The 18,166-nt window shown below is 43.1% G+C and carries 18 protein-coding genes and 1 pseudogene; 6 read left to right on the forward strand and 13 right to left on the reverse strand.

All coding sequences use genetic code 11. The features are described from left to right. Nucleotides 1–95 precede the first annotated feature (95 nt). The 8 genes from M3180_RS23060 to M3180_RS16025 all read right to left on the reverse strand — a co-directional run bounded on the left by M3180_RS23060 (nucleotide 96) and on the right by M3180_RS16025 (nucleotide 7,183). Nucleotides 96–389: a DUF3885 domain-containing protein gene (locus tag M3180_RS23060; RefSeq protein WP_432806950.1), complete on the reverse strand. Its 294-nt coding sequence runs from the start codon at nucleotides 387–389 to the stop codon at nucleotides 96–98. A gap of 662 nt (nucleotides 390–1,051) precedes the next feature. Continuing rightward, a complete protein-coding gene (locus tag M3180_RS15995) occupies nucleotides 1,052–1,528 on the reverse strand; it encodes an NUDIX domain-containing protein (protein WP_251669335.1) in 477 nt (158 codons plus the stop codon). A gap of 760 nt (nucleotides 1,529–2,288) precedes the next feature. Further along, nucleotides 2,289–2,600, reverse strand: a complete 312-nt coding sequence (locus M3180_RS16000; RefSeq protein ID WP_251669337.1) for a CPCC family cysteine-rich protein — start codon at nucleotides 2,598–2,600, stop codon at nucleotides 2,289–2,291. 220 nt (nucleotides 2,601–2,820) lie between these two features. Further along, nucleotides 2,821–3,612: a hypothetical protein gene (locus M3180_RS16005; protein WP_251669339.1), complete on the reverse strand. Its 792-nt coding sequence runs from the start codon at nucleotides 3,610–3,612 to the stop codon at nucleotides 2,821–2,823. A gap of 363 nt (nucleotides 3,613–3,975) precedes the next feature. Further along, the gene (locus M3180_RS16010) at nucleotides 3,976–5,118 is read right to left on the reverse strand and encodes a tyrosine-type recombinase/integrase (RefSeq protein WP_251669341.1); all 1,143 of its coding nucleotides are present in this window, start codon (nucleotides 5,116–5,118) and stop codon (nucleotides 3,976–3,978) included. Between the two features lie 206 nt (nucleotides 5,119–5,324). After that, on the reverse strand, nucleotides 5,325–5,729 hold the full coding sequence (locus M3180_RS16015) for an RDD family protein (RefSeq protein ID WP_251669607.1): 405 nt from the start codon (nucleotides 5,727–5,729) through the stop codon (nucleotides 5,325–5,327). A gap of 159 nt (nucleotides 5,730–5,888) precedes the next feature. Next, a complete protein-coding gene (locus M3180_RS16020) occupies nucleotides 5,889–6,362 on the reverse strand; it encodes a GbsR/MarR family transcriptional regulator (RefSeq protein ID WP_251669342.1) in 474 nt (157 codons plus the stop codon). 17 nt (nucleotides 6,363–6,379) lie between these two features. Next, on the reverse strand, nucleotides 6,380–7,183 hold the full coding sequence (locus M3180_RS16025) for an alpha/beta fold hydrolase (RefSeq protein WP_251669344.1): 804 nt from the start codon (nucleotides 7,181–7,183) through the stop codon (nucleotides 6,380–6,382). Between the two features lie 280 nt (nucleotides 7,184–7,463). Between M3180_RS16025 and M3180_RS16030 the strand changes: the two genes are divergently transcribed. Beyond that, on the forward strand, nucleotides 7,464–7,685 hold the full coding sequence (locus tag M3180_RS16030; protein WP_251669346.1) for a hypothetical protein: 222 nt from the start codon (nucleotides 7,464–7,466) through the stop codon (nucleotides 7,683–7,685). Between the two features lie 110 nt (nucleotides 7,686–7,795). On the opposite strand, the pseudogene M3180_RS16035 reads toward M3180_RS16030, so the two are convergent. From M3180_RS16035 to M3180_RS16050, 4 genes and pseudogenes are all read right to left on the reverse strand, one after another. After that, nucleotides 7,796–7,990: pseudogene (locus M3180_RS16035) on the reverse strand (IS1595 family transposase); the annotation flags it as partial. 380 nt (nucleotides 7,991–8,370) lie between these two features. Beyond that, the gene (locus M3180_RS16040; RefSeq protein ID WP_251669348.1) at nucleotides 8,371–8,790 is read right to left on the reverse strand and encodes a hypothetical protein; all 420 of its coding nucleotides are present in this window, start codon (nucleotides 8,788–8,790) and stop codon (nucleotides 8,371–8,373) included. A gap of 53 nt (nucleotides 8,791–8,843) precedes the next feature. After that, nucleotides 8,844–9,065 (reverse strand): hypothetical protein, encoded by a 222-nt coding sequence (locus tag M3180_RS16045; RefSeq protein ID WP_251669350.1) that lies wholly within the window; start codon nucleotides 9,063–9,065, stop codon nucleotides 8,844–8,846. Nucleotides 9,066–9,452: 387 nt separating this feature from the next. Then, nucleotides 9,453–10,211 carry a PHP domain-containing protein gene (locus M3180_RS16050; RefSeq protein WP_251669351.1) on the reverse strand — a complete coding sequence of 253 codons (759 nt, stop codon included), beginning with the start codon at nucleotides 10,209–10,211 and terminating at the stop codon, nucleotides 9,453–9,455. 261 nt (nucleotides 10,212–10,472) lie between these two features. Here M3180_RS16050 and M3180_RS16055 point away from each other — a divergent pair, with 261 nt between their 5' ends. From M3180_RS16055 to M3180_RS16075, 5 genes are all read left to right on the forward strand, one after another. Continuing rightward, nucleotides 10,473–11,342 (forward strand): DUF8171 family membrane protein, encoded by an 870-nt coding sequence (locus M3180_RS16055; protein WP_251669353.1) that lies wholly within the window; start codon nucleotides 10,473–10,475, stop codon nucleotides 11,340–11,342. After that, entirely contained in the window at nucleotides 11,339–13,315 is a 1,977-nt protein-coding gene (locus tag M3180_RS16060; RefSeq protein WP_251669355.1) for an ABC transporter ATP-binding protein, read from the forward strand. The genes M3180_RS16055 and M3180_RS16060 overlap by 4 nt, the downstream gene beginning before the upstream one ends. A 28-nt stretch (nucleotides 13,316–13,343) precedes the next feature. Further along, complete coding sequence (locus M3180_RS16065; protein WP_251669357.1) at nucleotides 13,344–14,174, forward strand: energy-coupling factor transporter transmembrane component T family protein; 831 nt, start codon at nucleotides 13,344–13,346, stop codon at nucleotides 14,172–14,174. A 62-nt stretch (nucleotides 14,175–14,236) separates the two neighbouring features. Then, the gene (locus tag M3180_RS16070; RefSeq protein WP_251669359.1) at nucleotides 14,237–15,007 is read left to right on the forward strand and encodes a PHP-associated domain-containing protein; all 771 of its coding nucleotides are present in this window, start codon (nucleotides 14,237–14,239) and stop codon (nucleotides 15,005–15,007) included. A gap of 184 nt (nucleotides 15,008–15,191) precedes the next feature. Next, the gene (locus M3180_RS16075) at nucleotides 15,192–16,049 is read left to right on the forward strand and encodes a MurR/RpiR family transcriptional regulator (protein ID WP_251669360.1); all 858 of its coding nucleotides are present in this window, start codon (nucleotides 15,192–15,194) and stop codon (nucleotides 16,047–16,049) included. Between the two features lie 932 nt (nucleotides 16,050–16,981). On the opposite strand, the gene M3180_RS16080 is transcribed toward M3180_RS16075, so the two are convergent. Next, nucleotides 16,982–18,121, reverse strand: coding sequence for a toxic anion resistance protein (locus tag M3180_RS16080; RefSeq protein WP_251669361.1), 1,140 nt, complete (start codon nucleotides 18,119–18,121; stop codon nucleotides 16,982–16,984). Nucleotides 18,122–18,166: the final 45 nt, after the last annotated feature.

Genomic DNA, 18,166 nt, shown 5'->3' on the forward strand with positions numbered 1-18,166 from the left:
TGGGAGTACACCTCATCTCATTGGTTTCGTTTGGTCACTTAATCAATTCGAGATTTAGGGAGGTACTCCTTTTTCTGTACATTAGAAAGCTAGATCTAGCAAGGCTTTAGATTTATGAAATTGATTCGATTTATTAATTCATAAATATATTTAGGGGTAGTATTCCCAAACATCGGATCAATTTCATTCTCCCAATCTTTAATGTAGACATAGATAAAGTCATCTTGATTGAATGTCTCTTCAAATATTGATATTACTCTTTTGTTAACTTGTTTAATTCTTCGATTTGAACCATTTCTGAACGGTTCACCTAGTTCGAATCTAATATGTAATTCTCTATTAAAGTTTGAAAAATCATGTCCAACATAATTAATGATTTCTTTTATCATTTGATCACCTATTTTCTCTATTAGTTCTTGTGATCTTTCGTCTAACGTTCTTGCATTAACGAACCTGCGCACAGCAGGTTGTCACATGGATCTACTGCACTGCCAAACACATCACCAGTGACCGAGGAGCGCATGCGACGATGCGTTAATGCTGTGTTATGTGACGTAATCGCTTCCTGCTCATTGCTTTCAAACCATCGCTTTTTGAACCTACTTCTCGGTCAAAAGCCTGCGCGATCACTGGTTTTTAATCGGCTTCTCTGCTAAAAGCCTTCTCAACCATTTGGTTTAATCTGCTTCGCTGCTAAAAGCCTTCTCAACCATCCGGTTTTTAATCTACTACGCTGCCAAAAGCCTTCTCAACCATCCGGTTTTTAATCTACTTCTCTGTCAAAAGCCTTCTCAACCATTTGGTTTAATCTGCTTCGCTGCCAAAAGCCTTCTCAACCATTCGGTTTTAATCTACTTCTCTGTCAAGAGCCTACTTAACATTCGTTTTTCGATTATGTCACATAACGTTCTTGCATTAACGAACCTGCGCATAGCAGGTTGTCACATGAATAACCTTCTCTGCCAAATACATCGCCAGTGACCAAGGAGCGAATGCGACGCAGCGCTAATGCTGTGTTATAGGATGGAGCCGACTTCTTCGAACTACTTCCTCAATATTCTTTGATAACTTCTTTTATTGTCTTCTTTGTTTGACTATCCCATATAAAACTTAATTCAAATGTTCCCTGTCTAAAGAACAATGGAAATCTTCTTCTAAACCAATCTTGCACAGGTATTTCATCAATTTTCCCGATATCTACCCACTCTAATTCTCCTTCAGGGGGGTCATCCAATAATTCACCTTCAAATTCTGTAGCCAAATAATTAAATACCATATACCTTAATCCAGTATTCGGTTCACAAAATTCATCAAGACCTTTATATTCAATCTTTTTTATGATTAATCCAGTCTCTTCCTTTACTTCTCTTATTGCTCCTTCAACTATACTTTCAGGAAAATCCACCTTTCCTCCAGGTGCAATATACCCTGGAAATCCTAAATGATCTGGCCGATTAATTAACAGTACTTTCCCTTCAGCTTCTACCATCACCATGGTATATAATATATGTTCAATGAATTTGTTCATCTGAATATCACAACTTTCATTTTTATGTTAATTTTTCGGCTCTTTCCTATAACGTTCTCGTATTAGCGAACCTGCGCATAGCAGGTTGTCACATGAATTCACTTCTCTGTCGAAAGCATCACCAGTGACCAAGGAGCGAATGCGACGATGCGCTAATGCAAGTGTTAGGTGAAGCAGTTGCTTCTTGCCTTTGCCTACATAAAAACTACTGAATGTTGCCATGCCCTCTTATATGTTTTTATGTTTAATTTCCTTTTGAAAATCTCTTAATCTTCTTTTAATCTTGTTTTTAACCTATTCCGTTTTTAGTTGGATCTCCAACTGGTGCGTCTCTTGGTGAAAGTAAGAAGGGTAACCTTCAGGTTTTATTTTGGGTTTTAACTTGGATTTTAACTTGGGTTTTAACTAATCTATTCAATTGTCTTTAACAAATTTTTTTCAACTGTTTCACCTAACGTTCTTGCATTAACGAACCTGCGCACAGCAGGTTGTCACATGAATCTACTTCTCTGAAACATCACCAGTGACCGCGGAGCGAATGCGACGTAGCGCTAATGCTGTGTTATCTGAAGGTACAGGCATACTAGAAATACTTACAAATTATGCTTCTCATTTACTGCATTTATAAATTTTCTTCTTATTTCTTGTATTCTATTTTCAACTTCTTGTTTGGATAATTTATAAATCCTATTATCACCAAAATTAATGTTTGGGTTGTCTCTATTTACTAACATAGTATATTCCCATGATTCTTCTGGATTTATATAGCTATCTTATTGATTATTTCTCTTATTGGCATTCTTTGAATCTTTGAGACATCATATGGTCCTTCATATTCATCAGATTCATTCGGCTTTCTAACAAATTGTTTACATCGTTCTTCACATGCACCAAATTCTCTAAAATTCAATTGTGCTTCTCGTAACGAGACTTTATTTGCTCCACCAGCATAATCCGGATCATTATACTGAACACCATCATCTTCCCAGAAACATATTTCACAAATGTCATAAGTCCCTGGTGGTTGTTCCGTTAAAGATTTAAATCCGCAACAAGGACATGCATAACTCATTTTGACCTCCAAGATATTTTTTTCTGTACTTTCAGATAACGTTCCTGCATTAGCGAACCCGAAAGGCTTAAGTGGAGCGTATGCGGAACGGGTCGTAGACTTAGCCTTGCAGGGTTGGCACGTGAATCAGCTTCTCTGCCAACTTCTTCACCGTGACCGAGGAGCTTGTGACGATGCGTTAATGCTGTGTTAGGTGATGTATCAGCCATCTTCGGATATACTAAAATAAAGATCCTATATATCCCCCTAGTATTAAGGTAATACCTGTCCATAATAATCCTATCAACCAATTATCTTTAATCATTTCTGCAATACCTTGTGGGCTTATTCCATATATATCATAAAATTTAGAGTTGGTCTTCAAAGATCCACTAGCTGTTCTTTCCAATATTGTTTGTAAGCAATCGACTTTCCTTAACGTCGATTGGTGTAGCTTGACGTATTCCTTATCATCAAACGCTTTTGCTTCAGCAGCTCCAGCTAACATATCCTTATCTGTAATACTATTAAGTTCTATCAGTTTTTGAAATCTTGGGTGTCCTATATATCTCAATCCAAATATATCTACGAGATATCTTGATAGATCTACTTTCTTTTCGTCACTAATTTGTTCTGGCACACCTCCGAGTACAGAATACCTATGTTCAATTGCTTCAAACCCATAGTTTATGTCTCTCATATTCCAATGAATCCAATCAAAGGATTTATGATTCTTTACAAAATTATAGAAATCAGTCAACATCTCTTTCTCAAGTAGATTGTATTCCATCTCAATTTCTTCGAAAGGGACATTTTGCAATTCTGCTACCTTATGTATAGAGAATGATTTAGTCTGGCCAGTCGCCAAGTATCTGACAGCTATTGAGGTAATTCTTGGTGTTCTACCATTGGGGATATTATAAAAACTTTCACATGAATAATGGATTACAAGAGCATGTGATGCATTGTCTACCATTGAAATAATCTTTTCAAGGGCTTTTTTTCGTCTTTTTGCTTTATTAAGTGTAGCCATACACCTACTCCTTATATTAGTTTCTTTTTATTAGTACTCGCTGATATTTCACCTAACTCCCTAATTGCTGTTGTTCATAAAATCTCCTACAGGAGGTAGGATTAACGTACGGTTGCGGTAATTGGCAGCGTGGCGGTGGGATTTACGTCGTTATGACGTTGTAGATCTGCTCCGTGCTTCACGTCCCGCGATGCATTCGCTTTAGCTACATGCGCCGAATGGCTTGTCACTTTTACCTGCCTACCGCTTCAACATACTCCATCCTGCTCCGGCCCCGTTCCCGCTCCTACCTTACCTTCCCCCAGTAACATCACAGCTCCCACCAACTGCCGCATCACCATAGACCACAGACGCACGCTCATCTTACATATCGAGCGGGCTTTTAATCCTGCGAATCTCCTTTGTGCTTACATGCGTATAGCGCTGTGTTGTCTTTGCACTTTGATGGCCGAGGAGCTCTTGGATATACCGGATATCGATCCCGCTCTCTAGCAGATGTGTTGCAAATGAATGTCGCAGAGCGTGAATACTTGCATCTTTATGTACATCTGCAATAAGCAATGCTCTTTCGAATATTTTTTGTGCGGTTCGCTCACTCATATGCTTATGGTGATGTTGACCTGGGAACAGCCAGGTTTGGGGCATTTCTTCGGCGATATATTCCTCTAGCACCTGCCAAGCAGCATCGGACAACAAGGTTTGACGATCCTTCTTACCTTTACCCTGTTTGACAATGAGAAGTCCTCTTTCCTGATCTATATGCTCTATTTTTAGCCTTACAACTTCTCCTACTCTTAGTCCTGCAGTATAAGTCATATATAGCAGTGCACGATGCTTTAGATTTGGTAGTGCGTTTAATATACGCTTTACTTCCTCTAAGGAAAGCACGCTTGGAAGCTTTTGTTCTTTTTTCATTCGAATGTACGGCTGATCGTTCTTCTCTTTTAACACCTTTATGAAGTAAAATTTAGTGGCGCTTATGCACTGGTTTATGTAGGAGGAGGAACACTTTTTCTCAGCTAAATGCAAGGTGTAGCTTGAAATATACTTTCCGCTCCAACGATATTGCTTCTCTTTTACATACTGACTGTACAATTCCAGATGATTAACATACACGCGGATCGTTTTGCGACTGTACCCTCGCATCAGCAAAGCATCAACCATTCGCTTACGTTCCTCATCGTCCCATTCCGTCATAGCTGGCTTTGATTGCTCATCATCGCTCGGTTTAGAGCTCGGGCTCATCCTCTCGTTGATTGCATCCATCAGCTCAGTGAATCCCTGAAGCTCGCTTAGCTCCATTCGCAGTCCCTCATCAAGCTTCAGCTCGGACATATTCTGCTGCATATACGAAATTACACTTATCGTATACGGTACGATCCAGCATCTATGCTGAGGCATCCATTTACGTCCCGGAATAAGACGAACTTTTTCTAATCTCTCATTTGTAAATGGAAAGGTTAATGCGAGCCATTGATCATCAAACTTTCTTAACGTAAAAGACATGGAATGACCTCCTTATTATACCTTACTTTTCCAGTTATGTAATATAAAAAAGGGCTTACAGGAACAAGTCATTCTTGTTCTTGCAAGCCCGATGCTTTCGGTCTGAAACGATTAAATTAGTATATCTACTTTCCCTCTATCATACCTATGCTAGCGAATCTATTTTCATTTACCACATGCCTCATTTAGCAGATCTAGTATACTTCTTAGTCATGTACAACCTCTGTTCCAGCTATAAAATCATGAATGGAACGCTTATCCTCCCGAACGCCGACCATAACTGCGCTCACAATGACTGCAATGCCGCACGTTAAGCCGTACACCAGCCCAGCAATAATATTTCGCTTAATCATCGTCCATAGCGTAGGCGGCATAAAGTCGTCAATTTTTCGAATTCGAATACCACATATGCGCTTGCCAATCGTATAGCCGTTCCAAAATACAGGAACCAGCAACGAGTACAACGCTGACAATATATCAGTCCATACATCACGGTTAGTGTCACCACTAATAATCAGTGATAAAACATACAACGGTACTCCGATAATAATTCCATCCAGCAACGCAGCACCGAGTCTAATCCAGAAACCCGCTTCACGCTCCAATTGCAGCCTCTCCTTCTTCCGTCGATTATTTACGTGCCGCATTTACCTCGATTAACAGCATAATCAATTTATTCCAATTATAGTATATGTCCACCTGTATGAATAGCTACAAATTATTCATATGACCACTAGTATGAATAGATGCGAATAATTCAAACTTAGCTGCTAATCGTTCATTTCTTTTTTCCAGTTCATTAACGTTTGTTCATGACTATTGATCATTACATCAACCCATCGCCTCATCTCATACAACTGATTGTTGGCAGAGGGCTTGCTCTCAACAGCTTGGATACCTTGTTCAACAATTCGCTTTAAATTGGTGAATCCTTTAATTCTAATTTGGATAGCACGCTCCCATATCGATTCACAAACGACATAATAATCCGTCCGCTCACCGGCTACTGTTGTTCTCTCTAACAGCCCACTCGACGTCAGCAGTCTTACATTCGTCGAAACGCTCCCTCGGCTAATTTTCAAATGCGTTGCCATTTGCTCTGCGGATAAGGGCTGGTCAGAAACCAGCATTAACCCTAAAATTCTTCCACCAATTCTCGGTATCCCATAGTCCTCGTAATACATACCTAGCTTATCGATAAATGAGCTTTTATCCTTATCAAGCTCGAATGGTTGATCGTTCATTTGTAGATTGCTCCTCTCTAGCTATTTCTTAAAAATCGAATAAGTGCAACGTTAAATGCGGATGGATTATCCTGATTAGAGCAATGACTCGCCTGAGGGAGCTCAATGCAAGTACAATAAGGCTCACTAGCAGCCCACGCTGGGGCGATTTTTTTAATGTTTCCTGTCTCGTCACGGTCACCATAAACAAGCAGTATCGGCTTATTGATTAGATAGCCCTCTTCGTAATGCAAGCATGCAGCTGTTGCTAAAAATATTTTGGTGAAATCCCGTTTACCAATGCGTTGAAAGGACTCTCTTAAATACTGCTGCACATCAGCCTTTAGCGCACTTGCTTTTACACTCGCTTCAACTAACATCTTCCATGGGAACATACGGGTTAATAACGGAGTAATACTTAGGTAAAATGCCTCTAGCCTAGTCAATTTCATCGTATTACAGGTGCAGTCAATTAACACCAGTTTCTCTACCTTATCTGGGTAGTAAAAAGTAAATTCTTGTGCAGTATTTCCACCCATAGACTGGCCGATTAGTGTCGCTTTTTCGATTCGCTCGATATTCATTATCTCCGCTAAATCTTCCATAATCATGTTTATGCTGAAATTGTCCCCCATTGGGCGCGAAAGCCCATGTCCTCTTGCGTCCCACAGCAGGACGTTAAAATCTTGGCTTACCGTATCCATTTGCTCACGAAACATGGCATGATCCGCTCCTGCACCATGTAGAAATATTAGCCACGGGTAATCCCCACGATTTGAAACCCAGTAGTGAATAGTACAGCCCTCTCGTGTAAGTATCCTTTGCTCAAGCAACATCATCATCCCACACCTCCTTCGGAGTTTCATTTTAATAATTTCAGTATACACTAAAATAGGTGAAACTAACTACTTATCTCCTTTACTAGAAGGCGAATAATATGGATTTACTTATTTACTTTTCTGCTTTTCTGCTTTTTACTTTTCTCCTTTTTTGCTTTTTTGCTTATTCCTTTTTAAATAGGCTGTTTTCGTAAGCATTGTTGTTTATATGATTACAATTCACAAGGAAATCGGTATATAATGTATATAGATTTAGTTTACTGTTGTCTTGGAGGAGGTAGTTATGAGTTTACTTAATATCTCTTTTGTAATACTGATAGTCATAGGATTACTACTGTTTGTTTATGGGCTACAGAAAAATTCCCAATTATCTATGTTTTTCGGTGGAGTGGCTTTTTTGTCTCCTATATTTTACTTTATTGGATGGACTTCTTTTTTGCCTCTTATTGCCCCAATTGCACTGGTAATTTCATACTTTGGCAAGAAAAAGATAAATCTCACTTAAATAGACCCGAAAGGGTCTATTTTTATATACTTCTAAGTATTTTGACAGTTGCATAATTTGATTTCTGTGTTGCTGGAATAATATTTGCTCTACTCGTTTATCAAATGCTCAGCGTCGATTTCTTCGGCTTTAACACGCCCTGTTCCTGCTTTATTGCCATTTCTATCTTGTGCTACTACAACAGCAATTTTAAGGTTAGAGATGCCTTTTGTTGTCTTTTTTACCAGCCTTTTTGGCTCTTCTATGTGTGATTCCACGACGATCTTTTAAGGACTCACGAAAGAAGTCTCGTCACTTTCTACGATTACTTACTTTAGAGCATATCAAAAACACCGCCGTCACTGAAATTCTCAGTAACGGCGGTGTTATCGTGCTCCTATGTATAGATCTGAGTTAGATTTGCAGACTGCTTAGTTCTGCTATTGATCGACGGTCCATCTGCTTTCTGCTTAGTTCTGCTATAAATCCACGATCAATCTGCTTTTGCTTAGTTCTACTATAGATCGACGGTCCATCTGCTTTCTGCTTCGTTCTGCTATAGATCTACGGTCAATCTGCTTTTGCTTAGTTCTGCTATAGACCCACGGTCAATCTGCTTACCACTTGTAACTCTTCTCTCGTTACTGCTTTAATCTGCTTCCCTACTTAATACTTAAAATTCACTTCACAAGTAACTTATCCTGCGTCATTTACATGTGCGAATGGTAAGCTTATCATCGCTCAGCGTAAATTGAATATGCTCCCATACAAGCTCTATGAAGCGCTCTGGCTCATAAATATCCCACGTATTCATATTCAGTGCATCATCAAAGCTTAGCACATAGTCAGCTGGAAATCTCGATACCTCACTAGCTGTTCCTTTGCAGAACCAATATGCGATAAGCTTCTCCCACGCCTTGCGATCCTCATTGTATGGACTATCAGCTTCGCTTGCGGAAATCGTCGAGCCATCCTCTGCACGCTGATGGCTAGCTACTGCTTTACCTACAGCCCCTTCCGCTAAATGCAGCCGCTCAGCTAATGCCGCCAGCTCCTTCACTTCCGCTTCAACTACTAGGTCTACCGAGCCTTGAGCCCAGACCAACGCATAGCCAAGCTCATTCATATAAATATCACTTTTCCCAACAGCAGGACGTTTTTTTATGCCAAGCTCCTCTGCTAGAGTGACGATTGCTCATCTGTAAGCTGTCCCAAGGAGTAGACACCGATCTCATCCGGCATCTCGCCATACTCTCTAATATAGCCAACGCTCCGAACCTGCCCCTGCTTTGCTTTGCGGTCACGCATGAGGACAAGCATAAGCTTCATCGTCATCATTTTTCTTTCCAGCTGCTCCATTGGCTCCATATCCGTGCCATCCACTCCTCTTTTGTTTGTCATAAATGATCATATTGTAGCACGGATGATCTATTGTCGTAACCAGTGGATTCATTCGCTACTTCATTCGCAACATATTAATACATTGCATATTAATACCCTTGCACGTATTTGGGAGGGGGAGCTTTACAATGCCCAACTTGTTTGAGGAGCTTCATAATGTTCGCTTGCTTGAATAGCTCATAATGTTCAGCTTATTTGATTAGCTCATAATGCCCCATCTGTTCGATTACCTTCATAATTTCCAACTTGCTTGATCAGCTTCATAATGTTCAGCTTATTTGATTAGCTCATAATGCCCCATCTTTTCGATTACCTTCATAATTTCCAGCCTGCTTGATTCGCTCATAATGCCCCGCTTATTTGATCAACTTCATAATGCCCGCTCGTTTAATCAGCTATATAATGCCCAGTCTGCTTAAGAAGCTTCTGCTGCTGCTCTGCACGCTGTACCCTATCCGCATAATCCTCTGCAATCTGGTAGCTCAGGCCCCTCATTTGTAGCATCGTGCGCAGCTCCTCCACATTATGCACCATCCCCTCGCCAACACTGACGATTGCGCCATATTGCTCATAGTGATGCGTATCACTTCCTGCAACAACTGGCAGCTCCAGCAACTGAGCGAGCTGCTGGACACGCTGCTCCATATCCAGCCCGTATTTATAGAGATCACGTCCATTAAGATCAAATGCATCGAGCTCGCGCAGCAGCTCATGAGCAATATGGGAAAGTGGGTTTTCCTCACGGAACGGATGCGCACCAATACACACACAATGAAGCGAGTGCGCTTGCTTCAACAGCTGAGCCAGCCCTATAAACCGACTACGGTCGCGGTGCGGCTCTAAATGCTCACTTAACCTGCGAATCGCCATTAATTCTCCAATGACAACAATATGTCCGCCCTCTGCCACATCAACTTCAATCCCCGGCAATATAATGAGTCCCTTATACGTAAAATGTCCATTCTCGTATGTCGCAAGCTGCTCCAGTTGATCGTAAATATCCTCAAATTGCAGCGTGTTAAAATGCTCCGTTAATGCGATAACATCCAAATGCTGCGATGCATGTGTGAGCATATCCTTCAAATAATCCCGCGACAGCTCGCTTTGCTTGCTCCATTTACAATGTGTATGTAGATCAATTCTCATCCTTCCGCCTCCCCTATTCGCACACATGGTGTGTACTGTTCTTCGTACTGTTCTTCGTACTGTTCTTCGTAATGATCTTCGTAGCGTTATGCCGTATTACCTTCTATTATATTGAAAAAATTTTTTCATTTGAACTATTTTGAAAATAATTAACGCAAACTCAATATCCCGATAACAAATCGCTAACAATTCCCCTCTATTCTTAAAGCATCAAGTGAACACAGTCACCTTAGCGAACTTCAAATTTAAGGAGGAATCGTTATGCGTTTATCAGCTACAAATCAACGATGGGAGCTCACCTCTCAGCAAAAGCTAATGATTTTTATTTTATCTATGTCGTTGTATGGCATCTCCAACATGATTACTGAGCTATTACCCGAAATTAGAATTGGACCAGTTGAGCTAAAGGTAGAGTACTTTATTTTTATCCCGCTGCTGTTTGCTATCCTTTTCAATCCATTGTATGCCGCACTCGGCGCGTCAGTTGGTGAGCTTGTTTTCGGAGAGCTGCTGCTTGGGCAATTTGGCGGCATAAGTGAGCTAGAGAAGTTCATTCAGTTCTCACTGGCGATTTTTGTGGCTGGCATGCTCGTAACTAATCCGCGCAGTAAGCGACAGCTAGCATTTGCAGCGTATGTGGCCATTGGTATTGACCAATTGCTCGGCACGATTGTTGACATTGCGAAGGTCTACATTGGAATTGAGGATCTTGAAGCCGTGCCAGGTTTGCCTGAAAGCATACTAGCCATCGAGGGCTTCTCATTCCTCAACGCTATGATCGTCTCTGGTACATTGTTTTCCTTACTGCCTACTCTATATCTCGTGCCGCGTTTATATGGAAAAGTCGAGCCCCTGCTCGGTATGAAGCCACGAGATGGCCGAGCGAAGAGCTCTATCACTGAATTTGTAACTCCGCGCTTTATCATTATTGCGATTATGCTTGCTGCTATTGCCGCTGCTGCAGAGTTTTTGGCGGAGTCTGATATTGAGCTTTTCTCCTGGGAATGGGAAGCAGACTGGGGCAGTAGTGCGCTATGGATTAGCCTAGGGGTAGCACTCGTTTTGCTAGTAACAGTCTCCTTGATCATTCGCTCGCGCAAAAAGCAACAGCCTAAAGGAGAGCATTTATGATGACTATGGCTCAAGCACAAGCAGGTGCACAGGCTATACACGCAAAAACATACGCAACCGATATGGAGGTAAATGCCAGAGTTGATAAGCAGGCCGATGCTATTGCCAGTATGGCTGACAGTCAGCAAGCCAACGTGCTAGCTACTACAGACACGGTTGTACAGGTAAGCGCACATTCAGGTACTCATCATGCCGCTGACGAGCAGGCCATTATCGAAGTGCGCAATGTATCCTTTTGCTACCCAGGAGCTGAGGTCAATACTTTACAGGATGTGAGCCTCCGCATAACCCGCGGTGATTTTGTTGCGGTGATCGGCAGTAATGGCAGCGGTAAATCAACGCTATGCAAATGTCTCAACGGGCTCATTCCGACCTATTACAGTGGAGATTTTGAGGGCAAGGTGCTTGTAAATGGCATCGACACATCAAGCACAACGATTGCTCAGCTGTCTAAGCATGTCGCTTATGTGTTTCAGGATTTTGAGAATCAGCTCGTGCGTCCTACGGTGTTCGATGAGCTATGCTTTGCCCCGCTCAACTTTGGCTATGAGAACTATAAAGAGCGTGCGCAGCAGGCACTGCGCATGCTAGATATCGAGGAGCTATCCAAGCAGTGGATCTGGCAGCTAAGCGGTGGGCAGAAGCATATGGTCGCACTTGCGGCAGCTCTTGCCCTTGATCCAGAGGTGATTATCGTCGACGAGCCGGTCGCTCAGCTAGATCCCGCGCATGCGAGGCTGATCTATGAGAAGCTCGCTATGTTAAATGACACCTATCATAAAACAATTATCGTTATCGAGCATCATACCGAATATATCGCAGACTTCTGCAAGAACGTTATTTTGCTTGATCAAGGTGGCCGTGTGCGATGGAGTAAGCCAGTAGATGCTGCGTTGTCCGCAATAGAGGAGCTGCAGGAGCTTCATATTCAGCCACCACAGGTAACACAAGCGATGGCTGCACTCCAGCTTCGCGATCCAGCAACTCAGCTGTACCCCGTGACAATCGAACATGCAGCTCAGCTATTGCAGCCGCTGCCCGGCCAGCAACTAATTCAACCAGAGCATAACGCTTCAAGCCCGCCGGAGCCATTAAATATAGACAATAGCTCCGACTCAAGCGATCGTAAAGCACTTGTCATTATCGACCATGCAACAAGCGGCTATCAGAGCATGAACAAGCAGCATACTGCAACGCTTCGTGACATCAATCTCACGATATACGAAGGAGATCGTATCGCGCTTGTCGGCAACAATGGCGCTGGTAAGTCGACGCTGCTACGCCTTATCGCGGGTATACGCAAGCCGTGGTCAGGCAGCGTAAACGTGTGCGGCAACGATACCCGAAGCACAACACCCGAGCAGCTGTCCGATGCGGTATCTTTCATATTTCAAAATCCAGAGGAAATGTTTATTGCAGATCATATTCGCGAGGATATTGAGTTTTTCTTGAAGGCTCGAAAGCAAGAGCGGATCGAACCCTTCATCAATCACATCATAGATACCTTCAATCTGTCAGAGCTTCAGCAGCGTGATGGGCGCTTGCTCAGCGGAGGGCAGCAGCGAAGAGCTACACTGGCCATCGGGCTTGCGATGAAGCCAACCGTGATGCTGCTTGATGAACCGACAGCGAGCCTTGACATCGTTAGTCGCCGCGAAATGACAAAGCTATTCGACGAGCTGCATGAACAGGTGCAGGCTATCGTTGTTGCTACGCATGATATGCAGCTCGTTGCAGACTGGGCAACGCGAGTAATCGTCATGCATAACGGCGAAATATTGCTTGATGGTCGCAGCGAGGAAGTGTTTCAGCAGCCTCATTTACTAGAGCTGGCTGCACTTATTCCACCGCAAATCGTCCAGCTTGGTCATAGATTACAATGGCAGCAGCCAGCACTGAGCGTAGAGCAATTCGTCAAGCGCATGAAGCAGCTTACACTTCTTACATCAGCCGGCCCTTCGCCCACACGATAGCTATTACGTTTAGAACGGGAGGTACGTTATGGAGATTACTAATCCAGTACATAAGCCAGGCTTCTGGGAAAAAATTAGCGTGGAGCGCATTAAGGTTGAGCTGCTTCGTACCGCCTACGGGCAGTCGATGACCTTTTTATCGCGCTTCGATCCGCGTATACTTATGGCATGGTACGCTTTTTTCGCCATCACGCCATGGTTTATTCATAATAAGGTTATTTTACTCGGCTTTCTTATTGCCATCGCCATACTCACCTATACCTCAAAGCCTAGCCTGCTTGTGCTGCTTGTGCTTGCGATTGGCTTGATTTCTGATGCAGCCTATATGCTCGTTGTTTCGTTAATGTTTGGAGGAGGCCTCGCCGCGGCGTGGGCATTAAGTACACTAACGCTTAAGCTGCTCGTCATCACCCTTGCCAGCATTGCTGTATTCACAAGCATGGACCCTGAGCGATTGAGTGACGGGCTGCTAAGCTTAGGCATGCCAGCACAATTCAGCTTTGGGGTTGCTTACGGCTTCCGTATGCTGCCGATTTTAATCGAGGAGTACAACAACATTCTTTATTCCTATCGGCTTCGCGGAAAATCTCCTCAGAAAAAAAGCCTGCGCATGCTAATTTATAGCTTCAAGCTATCCGTTATCGCCTTCTATCCCCTAATCCTTAATACAGCGAAACGGACTCGAACAACGGTGGAAGCGCTCGAAATTAAAGGCTTCACCTATGCAATGCACGATCCGAAGGTAAAAAAGCTAAAGCTGTCATATTTGAAAATTACCTTAAAGGATCTAGCTTTTCTTGCCGTATCAGCGTTCTATATTACCGTCGTTTTTTATCTCGGCAGCATGCTAGAGCTTTAGTTTAATCTTTGATTGAATGATTCTTTCTACTATTTTGCTCAGAGAAAGGAGCAGTGCATCCTATGAATATTGATTTGCATTGCCATATTAAGCTGTCTAAGAAGCAGAATTTTTCATTAAACTATTTTCAGCAAAGCATTGCCGAGGCGACAGAGGCAGGACTAGATGCCATTGCGATGACGGAGCATTTCAATACGAACCATTACTATGACATTTATGAGCAGTTGAACGAGCACTATCCTTATACGAAGCAGCATTATTACGATATAAATGGCTTCAAGGTTTTCCCTGGTATGGAGGTTGACGTTACAGGCGGCGGACATATATTGGTCGTTGGTGAGCGAGACAGCATACTTATGCTTCGCCATATGCTTTCGCCTCATGAAGAGAAGCATAAGTTCGTAGAATTCGAGCAGCTGCTAGATTGGTGCGATGAGCTTAGTCTTATTCGGTTCGGTGCGCATCCATTCCGCACCAGTAATCCGCTAATTAGCCACTCAAGCGAGCTGCTGCAGCGACTGCATGCCTTTGATATGAATGGCAAGGATCTGTATACGTATGGGGAGGCAATGATCGAGCGAGTGGAGCAGCTTGCTGAGCACATCGGCATTCCCATTATTGCAGGAAGTGATACCCATCACCCGCTGCAGTTTGGCGCGATCTATAATCAATTCCCTGATCCGATCAATTGCCCACGCGAGCTGCTAAAAGCCATTCAACAGAGGCAGCATGCGATTCACATTGCAGCGGATCTAACACATCGCGTAAAGTCGGCTAGCTTAGTGAAGAAGCTGCTCAAGGAGCGTGGGCCTGTCGAGGCTGCCTTCCTCTAGTTGCCGACGCACCGCTGAACATTGCTGCCATGAGCAATAGCGTGTCGGGTGATGTCCATGCGTGACTGCGAGGCACCGGCATATGCAGCAGCGAAGCACTGCCACGCGCAGCTACATACTACTATTGCCAAGCGCGCTATGCACAGCTACAATGAGTTCAACGTCTAACAGGAAGTGATGAATTATGTCTTCAGTGCAATTTCAATTTAATATTCCGATTGAACAGATGTCCAAGAGCCAGCAAAAAATTGCTGACTTCATCGTTAAGCATGCTGAACGCATTCCGTTTTATACCGAGGAAAATATCGCTTTAGGGGCAGGTGTAAGCATCTCAACGGTATCCCGCTTCTGGCAAGCAATCGGCTACGATAACTTAAAGGCCTTCAAGAAGCAGCTTCAGGATGCACAGCTTTCACTTACACCCCCAGCAGTCAAGATACAGCAAGTGCTTGATCAGGCTGATTCCAATATTACCAATCTCGCCTTTCAAATGTTTGACGCTGCTGCTGCCCATCTCTCTGAAACGAAGGGAAGGCTGCTTGCCGATCAATATAATCTAGCAGTGAGCACGTTGACCAGTGCACGGCATATCTATGTGCATGCTCCAGGATCTGCGGCTTGCCTAGGACAGCTGCTGCAATTCCGTCTTAATCGTATTGGCATATTCGTGCAGCTTTTAGCTGAGAGCGGCCATTCCTTGCATGAGAAGCTCGTGCATGCAGGAGGTGAGGATGTCGTGCTCTGCTTTGGCTTTGTCCGCACATCACCAGAGCTTTCCGTCATTCTCGAACAGTCGCAGCAGGCTGGCTATCGTACCATCCTCATTACCGATCTGCTCGTTGCTGAGATGATCGACCAAAGCGACATTGTGCTTCATGTCGATCGTGGAGAGCGAGAAGCTTTTCATTCACTCGTTGCACCGATGGTGCTGGTGGATAGTCTCTCAATCTCGATTACAGGAGAGCACGGCGAAGAGGCGATGCATAAGCTGCAGCAGCTACATCAGCTGCGTAAGCAGTACAGCTCGATACTCCCAAAATAAAATATCCACATTATCCATCGATGCTATGAAGTTCAGCCTAGTACGTTATATTGTTACGCCTAGGCTAGACTCTATATCTATTACTATATCTACAACCAATGCTATATCTACATATGTACCTACAAAAGCTCCTATCCAACCACGACAGTGAATGATGTGGCTTAGGAGCTTATCTCTCTTAATATTCCCCCCTATATCTCCCTAAGGTTATCACTCAGCACGGCTGAACAATGATAATCAGGTATTTAACCCCTTTAACTTTTTATCTTTGTGCACACCTATCCACAGAATCGGTATACGTTTTATTACGAAGCAATCATCGCCATCCACAGCTTCCAACAAATATCTCCTCGATCCGCAATACACTCTAACAATTTTACATATTATTTTTTCAAGATTCGACGAGTTTCCCCATAATTATATGGAGTTATCCACTAGATGTGGATATGTTGTGCACAAATTAACACAATTTATTGATATTTGTATACATATCTTGTGATATCCACATGTGCATAATCAATATGTCACAATGTATCTTTTCTTCGTTCCAGCTGCCATGCTTCGTCTGCCAACTTGGCGATTTTTAGCTTACCAATTCACTTACTGTCAGTCAAACTAGACTACTCTATTTTTATCTGTGACAACACAATATTGTATGATTATTATGATTTTGGCTTCATCTAATCAGAATCGCTGTAACAGCGACAACAATAACACGACGGCTATAACAAGCAACAAAAAAGCACTCCAGCTGAGACAAGCAACATAGCTGGAGTGCGGTAGATTAATCTATAGAAGTTATAGCAGTAGATCAAGCAATGTGTGACATGAAACGATAAGTGTAAATAATCCGAATGATTTATTAGCCACGCCATTTAGCTAAGGCTAGCAAAAGTCATCATCATAGCAAGTTCGAACATGTACACCACCTGCTACAGTCCGAGCTTCTGTCCTTTCTCAAGACGAACGATCTGCTTCTCGCCTTCATCAGCCAGTTCACGGAATTGGCTGATCGTATCACGCATTTTTGGCAGCGCATCCTGCTTGTAGGTGCTAATAGACTCAAGTGCAGACAATACATCCGAGAACGCACTTTTCAGCGTATCCACTGAAATACTCGCCTCTAGCGACTGCTTATGAATCGCTGCTCCTTGCTCCTTCAGCATTCTCGATGTACCGCTGATCAGATTATTCGTCGTTTCATTGAGCAGCTCAATCTTTTTCAGTACAATCTGCTGATTGTATAGCGCACTAGCAACAGTAACCGCGATTTTCAGTGCTGATACGGTAACATTACGTGCACGATCGACACCACGTATAAGCTCCTTATTGTTGCGAATGACGACCTCCATCGCCATAATGCCCTGCTGGTTCACGACCAGCATCTGCTGAAGATCCATCACACGCTGGCGCAGTGGAAACAGCACTTCCTCGGTAATAAAGCGAACCTTATCCTCCGATTCCCCACGCTCTTTTGCAAGCTCAATTTGACTTTCAATTTCCGTGTCCATCAACACGCCAAGTTGAATTTCCTTTTGCAGCTTTTTCGTTAGCTCGCGCAAGGTTTGCTGCTCAAGCTCAAGCGTCGTATTGTCATTACGCAGCACAACCTTACCTTTATCTAGCGATCCAATAATATCAGAGATCACAACATCGGCCTTTTGATATTTAGCAAAATAGTTGCGCATCGGATTGAATAGCTTTCCAAGAAAGCCGGTTTTAGCGAAATCAACCGCGCTCGGATCGAGATCCTTGAGCTGCATATGCAGCTCAGTTAACCCCTTCGCAACCTGACCGCCCTCATCCCCTGACTTGGCTAGACGGCCTACCGATACCTGCAGCATATTATTTTTCTCAGATGACGCACGCATCGTTGATAAACCAAACTTATCGATCGATTGTAGAATCTCGCTTCGCTCATCATACGATTCTACATCAAGTCCGATAATGGTGCTGACATTATTTTTAGCGAGCTCTTTAAGCTGTGTAACCTCTTCCGGCTCTGGCTTAATTTCCTCTTCAATCACCGCTTTAATTACCTCTGGCTCTGCAACTTCCATACTGAATGACATGCAATCTCCTCCTTCATTTCAATAGCTATATGATCTGAAACGTCT

The sequence above is a fragment of the Paenibacillus camelliae genome (genome assembly GCF_023715345.1).
In the GTDB taxonomy this organism is placed as follows: Bacteria; Bacillota; Bacilli; order Paenibacillales; family Paenibacillaceae; genus Pristimantibacillus; species Pristimantibacillus camelliae.

Excerpts from the sequence above, each read along its gene's own strand:
- M3180_RS16045 (WP_251669350.1), bottom strand. The coding sequence starts at position 9,065 with ATGACAAACAAAAGAGGAGTGGATGGCACGGATATGGAGCCAATGGAG.
- M3180_RS16020 (WP_251669342.1), bottom strand. The coding sequence starts at position 6,362 with ATGAACGATCAACCATTCGAGCTTGATAAGGATAAAAGCTCATTTATC.
- M3180_RS16055 (WP_251669353.1), top strand. The coding sequence starts at position 10,473 with ATGCGTTTATCAGCTACAAATCAACGATGGGAGCTCACCTCTCAGCAA.
- M3180_RS16040 (WP_251669348.1), bottom strand. The coding sequence starts at position 8,790 with ATGAATGAGCTTGGCTATGCGTTGGTCTGGGCTCAAGGCTCGGTAGAC.
- M3180_RS16075 (WP_251669360.1), top strand. The coding sequence starts at position 15,192 with ATGTCTTCAGTGCAATTTCAATTTAATATTCCGATTGAACAGATGTCC.
- M3180_RS16065 (WP_251669357.1), top strand. The coding sequence starts at position 13,344 with ATGGAGATTACTAATCCAGTACATAAGCCAGGCTTCTGGGAAAAAATT.
- M3180_RS15995 (WP_251669335.1), bottom strand. The coding sequence starts at position 1,528 with ATGAACAAATTCATTGAACATATATTATATACCATGGTGATGGTAGAA.
- M3180_RS16030 (WP_251669346.1), top strand. The coding sequence starts at position 7,464 with ATGAGTTTACTTAATATCTCTTTTGTAATACTGATAGTCATAGGATTA.
- M3180_RS16010 (WP_251669341.1), bottom strand. The coding sequence starts at position 5,118 with ATGTCTTTTACGTTAAGAAAGTTTGATGATCAATGGCTCGCATTAACC.
- M3180_RS16025 (WP_251669344.1), bottom strand. The coding sequence starts at position 7,183 with ATGATGATGTTGCTTGAGCAAAGGATACTTACACGAGAGGGCTGTACT.
- M3180_RS16000 (WP_251669337.1), bottom strand. The coding sequence starts at position 2,600 with ATGAGTTATGCATGTCCTTGTTGCGGATTTAAATCTTTAACGGAACAA.
- M3180_RS23060 (WP_432806950.1), bottom strand. The coding sequence starts at position 389 with ATGATAAAAGAAATCATTAATTATGTTGGACATGATTTTTCAAACTTT.
- M3180_RS16080 (WP_251669361.1), bottom strand. The coding sequence starts at position 18,121 with ATGTCATTCAGTATGGAAGTTGCAGAGCCAGAGGTAATTAAAGCGGTG.
- M3180_RS16050 (WP_251669351.1), bottom strand. The coding sequence starts at position 10,211 with ATGAGAATTGATCTACATACACATTGTAAATGGAGCAAGCAAAGCGAG.
- M3180_RS16070 (WP_251669359.1), top strand. The coding sequence starts at position 14,237 with ATGAATATTGATTTGCATTGCCATATTAAGCTGTCTAAGAAGCAGAAT.
- M3180_RS16005 (WP_251669339.1), bottom strand. The coding sequence starts at position 3,612 with ATGGCTACACTTAATAAAGCAAAAAGACGAAAAAAAGCCCTTGAAAAG.
- M3180_RS16060 (WP_251669355.1), top strand. The coding sequence starts at position 11,339 with ATGATGACTATGGCTCAAGCACAAGCAGGTGCACAGGCTATACACGCA.